Below are 16469 nucleotides of genomic sequence, written 5' to 3'. Positions count from 1 at the left end.
CTTCCGATTGCGGACATGACTCTTGCTACGAGCATGCCGCGATCGGCGGCGGCTAAACCTACCCGCCGTAGTGGCAGACGTAGTGCACGGTGTCGAGGACCTCGATCTGGAACGAGCTGTCGCCCGGCACCTCGAACGATTCGCCGCCGCGGTAGGTGACCGGCTCGGTCGCACCGGCCAGGGTGACCTTGGCCTCGCCCGCGACGAGCTCCATGATCTCCGGCACGCCGGTATTGAAGGTCAGGGTGGCGGGCAGGATGACGCCGACCGACTTGCTGGTGCCGTCGGCCAGGGTCAGGGCATGGCTGACGCACTTTCCGTCGAAGTACACATTGGCCTGCTTCGCCACACTGACGTTCTCGAACTGCGCCATGATCTCTTTCCCGGGGTTGGAGTGGAGCCGTCAGCTTACTGAGACCCGGCCTGTGACCTGCCGCACCTCGGCCGTCGCGCACGTACCCTGATGTATGTCTTTGTCACGGCGCGCCCTGCTGGCGTTCGGCATCGCCGGGCTGGCCGGGGCGGCGACGGCCAGTAGCGGGGTGTTTCCCGCGCCGCGCTGGCGTGGCACCTATCCGTTCGCCCTCGGCGTCGCCTCGGGTGATCCGCTGCCCGACGGCGTGGTGCTGTGGACGCGGCTGGCGCCGGAGCCGCTCGCGCCGGACGGCAACGGCGGCATGCCGCTGCACCCGGTGACCGTGGACTACGAGGTGGCCCACGACGAGAACTTCCAGCAGGTCGTGACCCGCGGCACGGCTGTCGCGGCACGCGAACTCGGGCACAGCGTGCACCCGGAAGTGCGTGGCCTGGAACCGGATCGCTGGTACTTCTACCGCTTCCGCGCGGGCTCGGCGATCTCCCCGGTCGGCCGCACCCGCACCGCCCCGGCCGCCGGATCCGCCTCGGCGCGCCTGCGTTTGGCGGTCGCCTCGTGCCAGTCCTGGGCGTCGGGCTACTACACCGCCTACGAGCACATGAGCCGCGAGGACGTCGACCTGGTGCTGCACCTGGGCGACTACATCTACGAGCGCGCCTGGAACCACCGCCGGGAAGGCACCGCGCCCCATGTCTTTCCGCGGGACGAGGCCGTCGACCTGCGCGGCTATCGCCTGCGCTACGCGCAGGCAAAGGCCGAACTGCCGTTGCAGGCCGCGCACGCCGCGTTCCCCTGGCTGGTCACCATGGACGACCACGAGATCGACAACAACTGGGCCGGTGACAACCCGGGCCTCGGCTTCGATATCGCGCTGCTCGGCCCGCTGTTCCTGCGCCGCCGCGCCGCTGCCTTCCAAGCGATGTACGAGCATCAGCCGCTGCGCTTGGCGCAAATGCCCGCCGGGCCGGACATGCGCCTGCACCGGCGCTACCGTTTCGGTGATCTGGCCGAGGTCACCATGCTCGACACCCGGCAGTACCGCAGCGCGATCCCGTGCAGCCAGAATCCGGTCACCGGCTGCGCCGAGCGTTTCGCCGCCGACCGCACGATTCTCGGTGCGCCGCAACGGGAGTGGCTGGTCGACGGCCTGACCACCTCGCCCGCGCGCTGGCAGGTGCTCGGCAACCAGGTCGCCTTGGGCGAGGTCGATACCGACCCCGGCCCGGATGTCCGGGTGTCCACCGACGCCTGGGACGGCTATGTCGCCGATCGCAACACCGTGCTGGGCACGGCGGCGCGGCGGCAGGTGCGGAATCTGGTCGTGCTCACCGGCGACAAGCACGAGAACTGCGCGGGCAACCTCCGCAGTGATTTCGCCCGCCCCGAATCGCCCGTGGTCGGGGCCGAATTCACCGGCACCTCGATCACCACGAACGGCAACGGCGCGGACATGACCGAGCACGGGCGGCGCTTGCTGGCCGCCAATCCAGATCTGAAGTTCTTCAATGCTCAGCGCGGCTATCTGCGGCTGACGCTCGATAAAACTCTGTGCCGCACCGATTTCCGCGTGGTTCCGTTCGTCACGCGGACGGGCGCGCCGGTCGAAACCCGGACGAGCTATGTAGTGGAAGACGGAATCCCCGGCACCACCGAGGCGTGAATCCGGAAAACGGCATCGCCGAGCGATCGTTTCCCCTTCTAAAGATATAGCGCACCCGGGGGCTTGCGGCAAGACCCCGGTCCTGCCGCAGAATTGCCCGCCGATGGCAACACCGGTAGAGATTTGGGAGCAGAGCTTGAGCGACATCGACGTGATCATCGTGGGCGCCGGACCGGCCGGCCTGACGTTGGCGGCCGAGCTCAGCCTGGCCGGTGTCCGGCCGCTGGTGCTGGAGCAGCATCTGGTGCCGCGGGAGACCCAGAAGGCCAGCGGCATCGGCGGCCGGATCCTGGATCACCTGCGCTTCCGTGGGCTGCTGGGCCGGTTCGAGGAACTCAGCAGCGACCCGCACATCGCGCCGCGGTTCCCGTTCGGCACGCTGCAATTGGACCTCACCCAGCTCACCGATTCCCCGATGCACGCGATGCCGATCGCGCAGTGGGAGATCGAGCGACTGCTCGACGCGCACGCCCGCGACCTGGGCGCCGAGATCCGCCGCGGCCACGAGGTCCTCGGCGTCCGCCAGGACGACGACACGGTGACCGCGGAAGTGCGCGGCCCGGACGGCACTTACGCGGTGACTGCGCGCTACCTGGTGGGATGCGACGGCGGCCGCAGCCGCGTCCGCGAGCTGGCCGGGATCGGATTCCCCGGTACCACCTATCCGGAAGTCAACCGGCTCGCGCAGGTCACGCTGCCGGCGCCGGTGCGGTTGCTCGACAACGGCGACATCGACGTGCCCGGGCTGGGCGTGGTCCACGCGGGCTTCACTCGGCTGGACACCGGCGTGTTCGCGTTCGCGACCGACCCCGAGTCCGGAATCACCAGCCTGATGACCACCGAGAACGAGACCACCGAATACGACGACGAGGAGCCGCTGACCCTGGCAGAGCTCGGTGCCAGCGTGCGCCGGGTGCTCGGCGTCGACCTGCCGATGGCGGACCCGAAGCGACTGTCGCGCTTCACCTTCAAGGATCGGCAGGCCGAGAACTACCGCGCGGGACGCATCCTGCTGGCCGGCGACGCCGCGCACCTGCTCCCCGCCACCGGCACCGCGCTCAATGTGGGCATGCTCGATTCGGTCAACCTCGCGTGGAAGCTGGCCGCCGACGTGCAGGGCTGGGCGCCGGCCGGCCTGGTGGACACCTACCACGAGGAACGCCACTTCGCCGGGGCGCGCGCCCGGCTGCAGACTCGGGCACAGGTGGCGCTGCGGCGCGGCCGGGACGAAGCCGACGAGGCACTGCGGCAGGTCATCCAGGAACTGCTGCAAGACGAACCGGCGCTGCGCCGGATGGGTGCCCTGGTCGGCCACTCCGACATTCGCTATCCCATGCCGGGCGCCGACCACCACGCCCTGACCGGCGCCTTCGCCCCCGACCTCACACTGCACACCGAGCAGGGCACGACGAGTGTCGCCGAACTCATGCACGCCGGCCGGCCCGTCTTCCTCGATCTCGCCGATCGCCCGGAGCTCCGCGCGGTCGCCCGGGAGTGGGCGCCCCGCCTCGACATCCGCGCGGCCGAGGCCGACGACCAGCCCGCCGATGCCCTGCTGATCCGCCCGGACGGTCACCTCGCCTGGGCCGCGCCGATCGGCGAGCCGGCCGGCACCGCCGCGGCCACCCTGCGCGCCGCGCTGGCGCACTGGTTCGGCTCACCGTCCGGCGCGTAACCGCACCCGCCCCAGCACATTCGGTTCGGCCAGGGGCAGCAATGCCACGAGGATGGCCGCGCCGGTGAGCGGGAGAAAATTGAGGTCCACCGCACCGAGGAGGACGCCCACCAGCACCAGCGGTGGGCTCCACTTCGGCAGCTGCCTGCGCGCGGCCAGCATCACCGTGAGCACGACCAGTCCCAGGAAGAACAGCGGCGGGACCACGGTGTAGACGAGCGGCCGGACTCCGGGCAGCTCGGAGAACTGGTCGCTCAGCCGCGACATGTCGGCCTTGTTCGCGGCCAGCGCGGAGAACGAGATATCGGCGAGAAACTGCACGATGCCGGCCGCCAACCCGGCCAGCGTCAGCACGAGCGTCGCGTCGCGCCACCGGCTCGGCGGCAGCTCGCGCCCCAGGTTCAGCACCACCGGAACGAACAACACCATGCCGAGCAGCCCGAACAGGTGCGCCGCCTGCCAATCCGGCCCCGGCCCGTACTCTCCGTCGACCCGCCCCGCGAGCCGGATGACGCCGTACCCGGCGATGCACAGCGGCGCGGAGAGCAGAAGCAGACCAGGAAGTTTCACAGCGCCGATCGTCGCAGGCCAGGGCCGCCCACCGCCTCCGGGAAGACCCTGATTCTCGGTGTTTAGGCCAGGGCCGAATGGTGGTGCGCGCACCGCCCGCCGGTTCATACGCTGCTGATCGGAAGCTAACCAGGAGGCTGAAGATGATGAACCAGGCAGCTGTGCGTGCCGACGGGATGGCCCCGCTGGTGCTGGCGGACGGTGCCACCGAACTGTGGCGGCGGGGACGGGAGTGGTTGCGGGGCGCGCGGTTCCGCCGCACCGAGCCGGCACCGGCCGAACCGCCATCGGTGCCCGAGATGCTGATCGCGCTGGATCCGTTCAATCCCGCGCCGGGCCACGGGCGCTGGTGAGCCCGAGTAGCGTGATCGGGAAGAGATTGCGAGGCCTCGGATGAAGCGACTGCACTTCACGCCCGACGATCTGCTGCGGGTGCGGATCGGGGCCCCGCTGGGCGCGCTCGGCGAGACGCTGCTGGCCACCCGGACCGTGCAGCGCAGTCGCACAGTGCTTTTCGACGGCTGGCGGTCCCAGGTGGTGACCGCCATGCCCGAGAACTTCGGCATGCTCGCCGATCTCGCGCCCGCCGACGGCTGTTTCCTCGACCTGATCACCCCGACCCGGGGTGCGCGCACCCTCGCCGAGGGCATCACCGCGCTGCACCTGGCCTCGCGCGAGGAGCTGCGCCGCGAAGTCGCCTGTGTGAGCGAGATCCCGGTCGGTCCGAGCGACGAATTCCTCACCCGGTCGACGCCGATACCCAGCTGGGCGGCGAACCTGCCGGATCGCGACAACCGCACGCTGGGCGAGGTGGCGGCCGCGTTCGAGTCCTTCCACGCGGTCGCGTTCGCCGATCGCTGGAACCATGTCCAGTCCTACCTCGAGGTCGCCGTCGACCGGATGGCCCGCACCATGGCGACCGAGGGCGTGGAAGGGCTGTTCGCCACGCTCGCCCCCTACGCGCGCTGGCGCGCGCCGATTCTCGAGGTCGCCACCCGCAAGGCCTGCCGCGACCGCCACCTGCGCGGCCGCGGGCTGGTGCTGGTGCCCGCGCTGTTCGTCTGGCCGGAACCGGTGCTGCTGCACTCCTCCGTCGACGAGACCGCGCCGCTGACCCTGATCGTCCCCGCCATTCGCGATATCGCCGACTTCGCGACAGCGTGGGGCCCGCGCACACCCAACGAGGCGCTCAATTCCCTGCTCGGCCGCACCCGCGCCGCCGCATTGCAGGAGATCGCCGAAGGCTGCAGCACCACCGAACTCGCGCGCCGGCTCGGCGTCAGCCCCGCTACCGCGAGCGAGCACGCCACGATCCTGCGCGAGGCCGGGCTCATCGCGAGCCACCGGCACCGCAACGCCATGCGGCACCAGCTGACCACGCTCGGCGCGGCCCTGCTCGACGGCGACCTGGACACCGGGCTGCGGATCGCCTGATCCCGCGTCGCTGCCCGCCGCGACGCAGGTCACCGGCCATAGTGGAGCCATGGGCAACACCGCGACCGTCGCCGACACCTTGGCGCCCCTGCTCCGCACCGCCTTGGGCGACCAGCCGCCGATCCGATTCGAGTTCTGGGACGGCAGCACGATGGCGCCGGCGGCCGAGCCGCGCGGGGTCATGCGCATCCGTTCCAAGGACGCGCTGAGCTACCTGGTGTGGGCGCCCGGCGAACTCGGCCTGGCCCGCGCCTACGTCTCGGGCCAACTCGAATTCGAAGGCGACGTCTTCACCGTCCTGCGCAGCATGCAGCAGTCCGCGCCGCGCGATGCCGACCTGGGCTGGGACGCGGCGCTGCGCGCGGTCGGCGCGGCGGGGCGGCTCGGGGCGCTCACCCACCACCCCAAGCCGCCGCCGGAGGAGGTGCGCCCGCTGCGCGGCGGTCTGCACACCAAGCGGCGCGACGCGGCGGCGATCAGCCACCACTACGACGTCGGCAACGACTTCTACCGGCTCGTGCTCGGCGAGAGCATGACCTACTCCTGCGCCCGCTTCGTCGCACCCGGCGACGACGGCGCCGCACCCGCGAATCCGGCTGTCCCACTGGTGGACGCCCAGCGCGCGAAACACGATCTGATCTGCCGCAAGCTCGGTCTGCGCGCCGGGATGCGGCTGCTCGACGTCGGCTGTGGCTGGGGTTCGATGGCGCTGCACGCCGCGGCCACCTACGACGCCCAGGTGGTCGGCGTCACCATCAGCCACGAGCAGGCCGAGCTCGCCCGCGAGCGGGTCGCCGCGGCCGGGCTGCGGGACCGGGTCGAGATCCGGCTGTCGGACTATCGCGACCTGCGCGGTGAGGAATTCGACGCGATCTCCTCGATCGGCATGTTCGAGCACGTCGGCACCAAGCGCAGCGCCGAATACTTCGACACGCTGCGCGCGCTGCTGCGGCCGCAGGGCCGCCTGCTCAATCACGCGATCTCCTCCATCGGCGGCTCCCGCATGCAGAACCGCTCCTTCATCGGCCGCTATGTCTTCCCCGACGGCGAACTCCTCGATGTCGGCGCGGTCGTGCTGGCCATGGAGCGCGCCGGTTTCGAGGTCCGCGACGTGGACGCGCTGCGCGAGCACTACGCCCTGACGCTGCGGCAGTGGGTCGCCAACCTCGAAAACGACTGGGACCGTGCGGTTTCCCTGGTGGGCCCGGGCCGCGCCCGGATCTGGCGGCTCTATATGGCCGCCTCCGCACTGGGTTTCGAGGACGGCGGCCTCGGGCTGCACCAGATCCTCGGCGTGGTGCCGGACCCGCGGGGCGAGGCGGCGATGCCGGGCAACCGGCGCGGCTGGGTCTGACCTGTCAGCGGGCTGTCGGCGCGCTGTCAGCGCACCCCGGCACCTTGAGGTCCAGCGGGCGAACGGCCCGCCGGACACCGAGGAGAACACCATGCCGGACACCGCATTGCGCGCGATCGCCGCGGCCACCGCCACCGAATTCGGGATCCCCGGGCTCGCGATCGGGGTCTGGGCGAACGGCCGCGAGCACTTCGCCTGCCACGGCGTCACCAGCGTCGAGAACCCGCTGCCGGTGGACGAGAACACGCTGTTCCAGCTGGGCTCGATCACCAAACCGCTGACCGCGACCGTGATCATGCGACTGGTCACCGACGGGGTGCTCGACCTGGACGCGCCGGTGCGGCGCTACCTGCCCGAGTTCGTGCTCGCCGAAGAGCGCGCCGCCGCGCGAATCACGTTGGCGCAGTTGCTCAATCACACCTCCGGCCTGGACTGGAGCATCATCAACGACACCGGCGAGGGCGATGGGGCGCTGGCCGACTTCGTGGCGACGCTGGCCGAACTACCGCTGATCGGCGCGCCCGGCGAACGCGCCTCCTACAGCCAGGCCGGGTTCAATGTGCTGGGCCGTCTCATCGAGAAGGTCACCGGCCAGACCTACGAGCAGGCCGTGACCTCGATCATCCTGGCGCCGCTCGGCCTGGCGAACACCGTCTTCACCGAGCGCGAGGCGATGACCCGCCGCTTCGCCGTCGGCCACGACATCGGCGCGGACGGCACGCTGAGCGTCGCGCACCCGTGGAAGCCGACCCGGGCCAACAATCCGGGTGGCGGCGTCGCGTCCTCTGTGTCGGATCAATTGCGCTGGGCCCGTTTCCATCTCGGTGACGGTGCGCCGATCCTGCCGGCGGGCACGGTACGCCGGATGCAGGACCCGACGGTCGCGTTGCGCGGCAGCTCGCTCGGGGACGCCTTCGGCACCTGCTGGTTCCTGCGCGAGATCGACGGCGTGCAGACCGTCGGGCACGGCGGCTCCAGCATCGGCCAGTTCGGCGAACTGCTGCTCGTCCCCGACCGCGATTTCGCCCTGATCGTGGTGGCCAACGCGGGCCCGGACGGCATTCCCGCCAACCAGGCCGTCGTGCGCTGGGCGCTGGAGCACTACCTGGGCCTGCTGGACCGCGACCCGGAACCGATCCCGTTCGACGCGGTCCGCGCGGCCGAGGTGACCGGGCACTACGAGAACGACGCCATGACCTTCGACATCCGGTCCGACGGCGCGGTGCTGAGCCTGGAGGTGCTGATCAAGCCGGAGCTCCGGGCCGCCGCCGAGGAGGAACTACCGGCCGATCACGCGCCGTTCGAGTTCGGCCTGCTCCCCGGTGACGGCGACGAGTACGTGATCACCAGTGGCGCGTTCAGCGGGCACCGCGGCTACTTCAGCCGCGACGAGCGGGGCGCGGTGACGGGCGTCGATCTGGCGGGCCGGCTGTTCAGCCGGACGGCCTGAGCACCTCCGGATACCGCGCGCGCAGCTGGTCGAGACAGCGTTGCACCTCGCGCAGTTCCCGCCGCAACAGCTGCGATTCGGTGCTCGCCCGGGGCAGCCCGCGCCGGTTCAGCCGGGCCGAGAGCGCCGCGGTGAGAGTGGCGGCCTCGGCGCTCAGCAGCTCGTAGAAGACCTGGGCCTGTGCCACATCGGATTCGTCACGCACCGCTCAAACCACCCGGGCTCGACCGACTCCGGCGGTTCGCCGAACGTACACCCTGCCGTTGCCCATGGTTCATGGTCACCGGCCGGGCCGGAATCGTCAATCAGCAGCCGGCGGCGGACCGTGCCGGGCGTGTATCGCACCGACGATGGCGTCGTAACCAATGCTCACCAAGGGCAAGCTACCGGTCTCGGAACTATCGGGGCACCGCCGCTGGTTGTATAGGGAGTACCGGACTCACTTCACCGAGGAGGAAGCGTGACCGACACGCGCAAAGCGATCCTGGCCGGCGGCTGCTTCTGGGGCATGCAGGACCTGATCCGCAAGCAGCCCGGAGTGTTGTCGACACGGGTCGGCTACACCGGCGGGCAGAACGAGCACGCCACCTACCGCAACCATCCCGGTCATGCCGAAGCCGTGGAAATCAGCTACGACCCGGCACAGACCGACTACCGGGCGCTGCTGGAGTTCCTGTTCCAGATCCACGACCCGACCACCCGGGACCGCCAGGGCAACGACCTGGGCAGCAGCTACCGCTCCGCCATCTTCTACCTCGACGACGAGCAGAAGCGGGTGGCCGAGGACACCATCGCCGACGTCGACGCCTCGGGCCTGTGGCCCGGCAAGGTCGTCACCGAGGTGACCCCGGCGAGCGCGTTCTGGGAGGCCGAACCGGAGCACCAGGACTACCTGGAGAAGTTCCCCAACGGCTACACCTGCCACTACCCGCGCCCGGGCTGGAAGCTGCCGAAGCGGGCCGACGCGCGGTAGCGGGGTTTTGCCCGGCGTTCACGTTCCGGCCCGATAGCCCGGTTAGTTTGGCGCGCATGCGAACTCGTCTGCTGTTTCTCGCGTGCGCGCTGACCGCGGTGCTCGCGCCGTCCGCCACCGCCGCGCCCGCCCCGGTCCGGCTGCTCGGCGAGCGGGTCGTCCCGTTCGGTTTCGAGTTCCAGGGCAGCACGGTGGGCGGGCTCTCCGGCCTCGACGCCTTGCCGCGGCTCGGTGAGTACGTGCTGATCAGCGACGACCGTTCGGCCTTGCAGCCCGCGCGCTTCTACACCGCGCGGATCACCGTGGACAGCAACGGGATCGGCCCGATCGAGTTCACCGGCACCCGGCCGCTGCGGGACGGCGCCGGTGCGACCTATCCGCAGAACACGGTCGACCCGGAGGAAATCCGGGTCGACCCCTGGACCGGCGACTATTTCTGGACCCAGGAGGGCGAGCGCGCGCCGGAGGGCCTGCTCGATCCCTCGGTCCGGGTGGCGCGGCCCGACGGGTCGCACGCGGCCGAGTTGCCGCTCCCGGACAACGAGCGGATGCGGCCGGACTCCGGCCCGCAGCGCAACGGCGCGCTGGAAGCCGCCACCTTCGCCGCGGGCGGGACGCTGTTCGTCACCGCGCTGGAGTCGCCGCTGCTGCCGGACGGGCCGATGCCCACCGCCACGACCGGCGCCCTGACCCGGATCACCGTGCAGGCGCGCACCGGTCAGTTGCTGGCCCAGTACGCCTATCCGGTGGAGCCGGTGTTCACCGCGGGCCCCGGCAGCAACGGCGTCACCTCGATCCTCGCCGCCGACCCGCTCGATCCGGCGAAATACCTGGTGGTGGAACGCGGTTTCGTCGAGGGCGCGGGCAACCGGGTCCGGATCTTCGAGGCCGATCTCGGCGCTGCCACCAATGTCCTTGACCAGCCGTTGGCCGGCGCGCGTCCCGTCGCCAAACGCCTGCTCGCCGACCTGAACGAGCTCGGTCTGCGCACCGTCGACAACATCGAGGGCCTGACCTGGGGTCCGCGCCTGCCCTCCGGCGAGCGCACCCTGCTGCTGGTCAGCGACGACAACTTCAGCGATAAGCAGAGCACCCAGTTCGTCGCGCTGGCCCTGCGCTGAGCCCGGCCGCCCGCCGGTGCGGCGGGCTACGCTGGGAGAGTGCGGATAGGACAGCGGCTTTCCGGTTTCCTGGCGTTCGTGTTCCTGCTCGCGGTGGCCGCCGCCACCGCCTGGGAGCAACAACCGCACGGCCATCTCCCCGAATCGGCCGCCGCGGACGTCTTCAGCGCGGGCCGGGCCTTCCAGGTGGTGCAGGCCATCGCTCAGCGGCCGCACCCGGTCGGCACGGCCGAACACGACCGGGTGCGTGACGATCTCGCCGGCCGGCTGCGAGAACTGGGCCTGCAAACCGAGATTCAGACGGGCATCGGGCGATATCCGGGCGCGCTGGCGCGCGATGTCTTCGGGATGGGCCGGGCCGACAATATCGTCGCCCGACTGCCCGGCACCGCTTCGACCGGCACCATCTACCTTGCGGCGCACTACGATTCCGTCGCCTCCAGTCCGGGCGCGAACGACGACGGCGTCGGCGTGGCCACGGTCCTGGAAACCCTGCGCGCGCTGCGGGCCGGCGGCGCCACCCTGCGCAACGACGTGGTCGCGCTGCTCACCGATGCCGAGGAACCCGGCCTGCTCGGCGCTGAGGCGTTCGTCACCGCGCACCCGGATCTGCGCGGCAGCGTGATCATCAATCACGAGGCGCGCGGCGCCGGTGGCCCGGTGTTCATGTGGCGGTCCACCCGGCCCGACGGCGACCTGGTCCGCACGCTCGCCGGGGCCGCCCCGCGCCCGAACGCCGACTCGCTGTCCACCGCGCTGGCCGGCGAACAGACCTCCAGCAATACCGATTTCGCCGCCTTCGAATCGGCCGGGCCGCGCGTGCTGGATTTCGCCTACGCCGGGCGAAGTGCGTACTACCACAACCCTTTCGACGATCCAGCCCACGTCGACCGGGCGACGCTCCAGCAGATGGGCGCGAACACCCTCGCACTGACCCGCGAGCTCGGCGACCGGGATCTCGCGGGATCGTCCGCCGCGGACGATCCCGCCTACTTCCCGCTGCCGTTCGGAATCCTGCTGGTGCTGCCGATCTGGGTGATCGTCGTGCTGGCGGTGCTCGGCGCGGGTAGCACCGGCTGGGTGATCTGGCGCGTCCGGCAGGCGGGCGAGACCAGCGTCAAGCGGGTATTCGGTTCCGCGGCACTGCTGTTGGTGGCCGTCCCGGCCGCCATGGCCGCGGTGTACGGGCTCTGGGCGGCGGCGAAGGCCGCGCGGCCCGAGTACCAGCCGCTGTTCGTCGATCCGTACCGGCCGGAGTTCTACTACGCGGCCGTCATCGTGCTCTCGGTCGCCGTGCTCGCCACCTGGTTCGCGCTGTCCCGCCGCTGGCTGGGTCCCACCGCGACCGCGGCCGGACTGCTGTGCTGCTCGAGCCTGGTCGCGGCGCTGTTCGCCTTCGCCGCGCCGGCCGCCGCGCAGGTGGTCGTCGTTCCGACAGTCGCCGCGGCCTTAGGTGTCGCGGCCACCTTCGTCACGCCACACCGGTGGCGGCTGCCCGTCCTGACCGTGTTCCTGCTGCCCGCGGCCGTCTTCCTCGGTCTCGGCGTCTGGGCGCCCCTGCAAACCGGCCTGGTCGCCGCACCGTTCCTCGCCACCCCGACCATCGTCCTGCTCGGCGGTCTGCTCACCCTGACGCTCACCCACACCTGGCCCGCGCGGCACGGCTGGGCCGTCCCCGCGACCGCGCTGCTGCTCGCCGCCGCGCTCACCGCGACCGGCCTGGCCCTCGATCCCCTCGACGAGCGGCACCCCATGACATCCCAGCTCGTCTACGCGCTGGACGCTGATCGGGATCAGGCGCAGTGGATTTCGCGATCACCGGCCGACCGCTGGACCGATGCCTTCGTCGAGGACAGCGCCCCGGGACAGCCGTTCGCCGCGCTCTGGGCCGATGCCGTCGCCAGTGCGCCCGCACCCACCCAGGCCCTGCCCGCGCCGACCGCCGAAATCATCTCCGACACCACCGATTCCGGTAAACGAACACTGCGCCTGCGGCTGCGCTCGCAGCGGGCCGCGCCCAGCCTCGCCCTGCGCTACCCCGTCGCACCGCAGGCCTTGCGGGTGGCGGGGCGTGAACTGAATCCCGTACCGCACAAGGGCATCCAGTTCTACGCGCCGCCGCCCGAAGGGCTGGAGGTGGAGCTGATCGCGCCGGCCGGTCCACTCGACCTAACCGTGGTCGACTACAACTACCTGCCGGTCTCCGGTATCGAGCACTACCGCGATCAGCCCGCCGACGTCTACCTGCGCCAGGACAGCGCGAGCGCCGTCTTCACCCGGATCGCCGGCCTGTAACCGCTATTCGTCCGGCAGCAGCTCGTACTCCTTGAGCATCTCGCCGATCTCGGTGGAGTCCAGCTTCGCCGTGAGCTTCTTGCGCACGAGTGACGGTCCGGGCAGCCGCAGTTCCTTGCCGTCGCGCAGGCGGCTCGTCGCCGCCAGCAGTTTGCGGATGTCGTAGGTCGAATTGAAGACCTCGGGCACGCCGCGTTCGAGATCGAGCAGCCGATAGGCCGCCTCCATCCCGGTGCGCACCGAATACTCGGTGGTGAAGATGCAATCGCGGCTGGTCTCGGAGAACTGGCCGATGAAGGCGAAATTCACCGAATTCTCGGGCACCACGTCCGGCCGGTCACCGGCCTGGCGGGGCATGAAGAACGCGGTGACATAGGGCATCATGCACGGCACCGTCTTGGCGGCGCTCGCGGCCATCTCCGGAATCTCGGCCTCCGGCACCCCGAGGTGATACAGCCATTCCTGGGTGATCTCCTCGCCGGCGCACTCCTGCATCGTCTTCTTCACGTAGTCGCCGGGGACATCGACGAACAGCGAGTAGACCCACACCACGATCTGATCCTTGGGCTGCTGCTTGAAATGCGGCTGCCGATTCACCGTCCAGCTCATCAGCCAGGACGAGTCCCGCACGGTGACGATGCCGCCGGTGACGACCTTGCCGCTGAAAGGATCGCGCTTACAGATCTTCTGGATATAGCGCGGAATTCGCTCGTCGAGCGTGGTGACGGTCGCCGACTCCCATTTGGTCTTGGAGATATCGCCCGCGAATACCTCCGGGCGGCCGAACGCCGGGTCCTTGGCCGAGATCTTGCGCCACAGGTCCCAGGCCGGCGCGGGGCCCTCGTCGAGTTTCGCCGGGGTGTGGTGATCGCCCTCGTCGGAATTCTCGGTCAGCGAGCCGATGGTCATGAACAGCAGGTCGTCCGGGCCCAGATCGATGCCGCCCACGTCACCCTCGGAGACCCAGTGCAGCCGGGTGGCTTGCTTGCGATCGGCGGTGAGGTCGAAGTCGACATCGGTCACCGTGGTGTCGAACCGGAAGGTCACGCCCTGGTCCAGCAGCCAGCGGTACAGCGGCAGCACCAGCGATTCGTACTGGTTGTACTTGGTGAATTTGAGCGCCGAGAAGTCCGGCAGGCCGCCGATGTGGTGGATGAAGCGGTGCAGATAGAGCTTCATCTCCAGCGCGCTGTGCCATTCCTCGAAGGCGAACATGGTGCGCCAGTACATCCAGAAGTTGCTCTCCAGGAAGTCCTTCGAGAACACCTCGTCGATGCGCTTGTTCTCCATCTCCTCGCGGGTGGCGAGGAAGACCTTGACGACATCCTTCTGGGCGCGATCACTGAGGGTGAATTTGCCGTCGGTGTGCGCGTCCTCGCCGCGCCGCACGGTGGCGCGCTGGAGCGAGGAATTCGGGTCGTCCTTGTTCAGCCAGTAGAACTCGTCCAGCACGCTCGCGTCCTCGAGCTCCATCGAGGGAATCGAGCGGAACAGGTCCCACAGGCATTCGAAATGGTTCTCCATTTCGCGCCCGCCCCGGATCACGAAACCCTTCTTCGGCTCCTTGATGCCGTCGAGCGCGCCGCCCGGCAGCTTCAGCTCTTCGAACAGGGTGATCTTGTTACCCGGCATCCGGCCGTCCCGGATGAGAAAGGCCGCGCCCGACATCGAGGCCAGCCCCGCCCCGACGAACCACGCCGTTTTGTCCTCGACGCCCTCGGGTTTGCGCGGTCGCGCGAACGCCTCGTAATTGCCGCTGCTGTAGTACATAGGACTCCTCTTTTGAAACAGTCGAAGTACTGGCCACGCCGAGCTCCCCACCCACCTTGCTATACAAACATGAAATAGCCAATAGGTAGCTGCAAGCGGAATTCGGCGGCGTCAGCGGTCGAGTTCGAGAGCTATTGCCTCGGTGAGGAGTTCACGGGCCCGGTCGAGGGTGAGCGATCCGCTGTGCCAGCGTTCGCTCAGGCCTTCGACCAGGGTGGTGAGCCGTTCGGCGCTGCTCGCGGCGTCCACGCCGGCGGCGCAGGCGCCCGCGGCCCGCGCCGCGCGGATCAGCTCGGCGATGTCGGAGTTCCAGGCTTCGGTGGTGGCCCGGAGCGGGGCACGGAGATCAGGGTTGAAGACGGCGCTCGCGCGCAGCTCGCCCCAGGCGACGCTGGTCTCACGGACGTGCTCGGCGCCCTGCAATTCGAGCAGCAGCATGGCCTCGACGCGCTCGCGCGGGCCGGCGCCGGGCGGCTCGGTGTAGCTCAGCGCCCGGTGGTTGATGTGCTCGAGCGCGGCGGACAGGATGCCCGCGCGGTCCTTGAAGTGGTAGTAGATGAGCGCCGTGGAGACGCCCGCCGCCGCGGCGAGTTTCTCCACGCGCAGGCCGCGGACGCCGTCCTGGGCGATCACGCCGACGGCGGCTTCGAGGATCTGGGTTCGACGCTCTGACACGATTCCTCACAGTAGGGTCAGGCGGCCGGTTCCTGCTGGGTGGTGCAGTGGATGCCGCCACCACCGGCCGCGATGCCGTCGATGTTCAGCTGCACGATCTCCCGGTCGGGGAACAGCCGGGCCAGGGTGGCGCGGGTGGCCGGATCGGTGACGGGGTCGCCGAACTCGGGGGCGATCACCGCGCCGTTGCAGACGTAGAAGTTGATGTATCCGGCGGCGAAATCGTCGTCGGCGAAGGTCTCGCGCACGGTGGACGGCCCCTCGAGGATCTCCACGCGCAGCGGGCGCCCGTGCACGTCGGTGGCCTGCTGCAGGATGTCGAGGTGGCGCCGGGTGACGGCGTAGTCGAACGACTCCGGGTCGTTGTCCAGTCCCGCGACGACCACGCCGGGGCTGGTGAACCGCGCGTAGAAGTCGGTGTGCCCGTCGGTGATGTCGGCCCCGGCGATGCCGGGCAGCCAGATCACCTTCTCGATCCCGAGCAGATAGGCCAGCTCGGCCTCGACATCGGGCTTCTTCCAGCCCGGATTGCGGTTGTTGTTGAGCACGCAGCTCTCGGTGATGATCGCGGTGCCCGCGCCGTCCACCTCGATGCCGCCGCCCTCGAGCACGAGGTCGGTGCTCAGGCGTTCGACCCCGGCGCGCTCGGTGACGAGCCGCGCGACCTTCGCGTCGCGGCGATGGTCCTGTTTGTCGCCCCAGCCGTTGAAGTTGAAGTCGACGCCCGCCCGGCCGTTCGCGCCGCGGACGAACACCGGGCCGGTGTCGCGCATCCACAGATCGTCGATCGCCGCGGGCACCAGGTCGATATTCGCACCGCCCATCAGGCCGCGGGCCAGTTCCAGCTCCTCGGGCCGCACCAGCATGGACACCGGCTCGAACCGCGCGATCGCGGTGGCGATGGCGGCCAGATTCCGTCGCACCTCCGGCACCAGATCCGCGCCCCAGATGCGATCGCTCGCGCCGAACGCCATCCAGGTCCGCGCGTGCGGGTCCCCCTCCTCGGGCATCATCCACTGTCTCCCGTCGTCGTCCGCGGCCTCGTCACCGCAGCCTGTCAGTAGAAAACTGCTGATCGCAGCCATCGATGTCTGGACGAATGTGCGCCGCCGCATG

Annotated in this window: 15 protein-coding genes; 9 read left to right on the top strand and 6 right to left on the bottom strand. The window is 69.9% G+C overall.

The window, feature by feature from the left end; translation table 11 throughout:
- Nucleotides 1-58 precede the first annotated feature (58 nt).
- The gene (locus AB0H76_RS00170; protein ID WP_357315145.1) at nucleotides 59-373 is read right to left on the bottom strand and encodes a pyrimidine/purine nucleoside phosphorylase; all 315 of its coding nucleotides are present in this window, start codon (nucleotides 371-373) and stop codon (nucleotides 59-61) included.
- A gap of 94 nt (nucleotides 374-467) precedes the next feature.
- Between AB0H76_RS00170 and AB0H76_RS00165 the strand changes: the two genes are divergently transcribed.
- Nucleotides 468-2036 carry an alkaline phosphatase D family protein gene (locus AB0H76_RS00165; protein ID WP_357315143.1) on the top strand — a complete coding sequence of 523 codons (1569 nt, stop codon included), beginning with the start codon at nucleotides 468-470 and terminating at the stop codon, nucleotides 2034-2036.
- A 136-nt stretch (nucleotides 2037-2172) separates the two neighbouring features.
- Complete coding sequence (locus tag AB0H76_RS00160; RefSeq protein WP_357315141.1) at nucleotides 2173-3711, top strand: FAD-dependent monooxygenase; 1539 nt, start codon at nucleotides 2173-2175, stop codon at nucleotides 3709-3711.
- Here the strand turns inward: AB0H76_RS00160 and AB0H76_RS00155 are convergent.
- Entirely contained in the window at nucleotides 3694-4281 is a 588-nt protein-coding gene (locus AB0H76_RS00155) for a hypothetical protein (protein ID WP_357315139.1), read from the bottom strand. The two genes, AB0H76_RS00160 and AB0H76_RS00155, sit on opposite strands and share 18 nt — an antisense overlap.
- A 143-nt stretch (nucleotides 4282-4424) precedes the next feature.
- On the opposite strand from AB0H76_RS00155, the gene AB0H76_RS00150 reads away from it, so the two are divergent.
- The 4 genes from AB0H76_RS00150 (at nucleotide 4425) to AB0H76_RS00135 (ending at nucleotide 8519) form a co-directional block, all read left to right on the top strand.
- A complete protein-coding gene (locus AB0H76_RS00150; protein ID WP_357315137.1) occupies nucleotides 4425-4634 on the top strand; it encodes a hypothetical protein in 210 nt (69 codons plus the stop codon).
- Nucleotides 4635-4674: 40 nt separating this feature from the next.
- Nucleotides 4675-5715 carry a winged helix-turn-helix domain-containing protein gene (locus tag AB0H76_RS00145; RefSeq protein ID WP_357315135.1) on the top strand — a complete coding sequence of 347 codons (1041 nt, stop codon included), beginning with the start codon at nucleotides 4675-4677 and terminating at the stop codon, nucleotides 5713-5715.
- Between the two features lie 49 nt (nucleotides 5716-5764).
- A complete protein-coding gene (locus AB0H76_RS00140) occupies nucleotides 5765-7069 on the top strand; it encodes a cyclopropane-fatty-acyl-phospholipid synthase family protein (protein WP_357315133.1) in 1305 nt (434 codons plus the stop codon).
- A 91-nt stretch (nucleotides 7070-7160) separates the two neighbouring features.
- Nucleotides 7161-8519, top strand: coding sequence for a serine hydrolase domain-containing protein (locus AB0H76_RS00135; RefSeq protein ID WP_357315131.1), 1359 nt, complete (start codon nucleotides 7161-7163; stop codon nucleotides 8517-8519).
- Here AB0H76_RS00135 and AB0H76_RS00130 read toward each other — a convergent pair.
- A complete protein-coding gene (locus AB0H76_RS00130) occupies nucleotides 8503-8724 on the bottom strand; it encodes a hypothetical protein (protein ID WP_357315129.1) in 222 nt (73 codons plus the stop codon). The two genes, AB0H76_RS00135 and AB0H76_RS00130, sit on opposite strands and share 17 nt — an antisense overlap.
- Nucleotides 8725-8979: 255 nt before the next feature.
- Between AB0H76_RS00130 and msrA the strand changes: the two genes are divergently transcribed.
- From msrA to AB0H76_RS00115, 3 genes are read left to right on the top strand one after another with little or no spacing between them, the layout of a single operon-like run.
- Nucleotides 8980-9492: a peptide-methionine (S)-S-oxide reductase MsrA gene (msrA, locus tag AB0H76_RS00125; RefSeq protein ID WP_357315126.1), complete on the top strand. Its 513-nt coding sequence runs from the start codon at nucleotides 8980-8982 to the stop codon at nucleotides 9490-9492.
- Nucleotides 9493-9548: 56 nt separating this feature from the next.
- Nucleotides 9549-10613, top strand: a complete 1065-nt coding sequence (locus AB0H76_RS00120) for an esterase-like activity of phytase family protein (RefSeq protein WP_357315123.1) — start codon at nucleotides 9549-9551, stop codon at nucleotides 10611-10613.
- A 39-nt stretch (nucleotides 10614-10652) separates the two neighbouring features.
- Nucleotides 10653-12908: a M28 family peptidase gene (locus AB0H76_RS00115; protein WP_357315119.1), complete on the top strand. Its 2256-nt coding sequence runs from the start codon at nucleotides 10653-10655 to the stop codon at nucleotides 12906-12908.
- A gap of 3 nt (nucleotides 12909-12911) precedes the next feature.
- Here AB0H76_RS00115 and AB0H76_RS00110 read toward each other — a convergent pair whose 3' ends face one another.
- The 3 genes from AB0H76_RS00110 to AB0H76_RS00100 form a co-directional block, all read right to left on the bottom strand.
- Nucleotides 12912-14678, bottom strand: a complete 1767-nt coding sequence (locus tag AB0H76_RS00110) for an oleate hydratase (RefSeq protein ID WP_357315117.1) — start codon at nucleotides 14676-14678, stop codon at nucleotides 12912-12914.
- A 111-nt stretch (nucleotides 14679-14789) separates the two neighbouring features.
- A complete protein-coding gene (locus AB0H76_RS00105) occupies nucleotides 14790-15353 on the bottom strand; it encodes a TetR/AcrR family transcriptional regulator (protein ID WP_357315114.1) in 564 nt (187 codons plus the stop codon).
- A 17-nt stretch (nucleotides 15354-15370) separates the two neighbouring features.
- Nucleotides 15371-16468 (bottom strand): agmatine deiminase family protein, encoded by a 1098-nt coding sequence (locus AB0H76_RS00100; protein ID WP_357315112.1) that lies wholly within the window; start codon nucleotides 16466-16468, stop codon nucleotides 15371-15373.
- Nucleotide 16469 lies beyond the last annotated feature (1 nt).

The sequence above is a fragment of the Nocardia sp. NPDC050712 genome (assembly GCF_040654295.1).
GTDB lineage: Bacteria > Actinomycetota > Actinomycetes > Mycobacteriales > Mycobacteriaceae > Nocardia.
The sequence above is the reverse complement of the archived record's forward strand: the minus strand, read 5'-3'. Positions and strand labels throughout refer to the sequence as shown.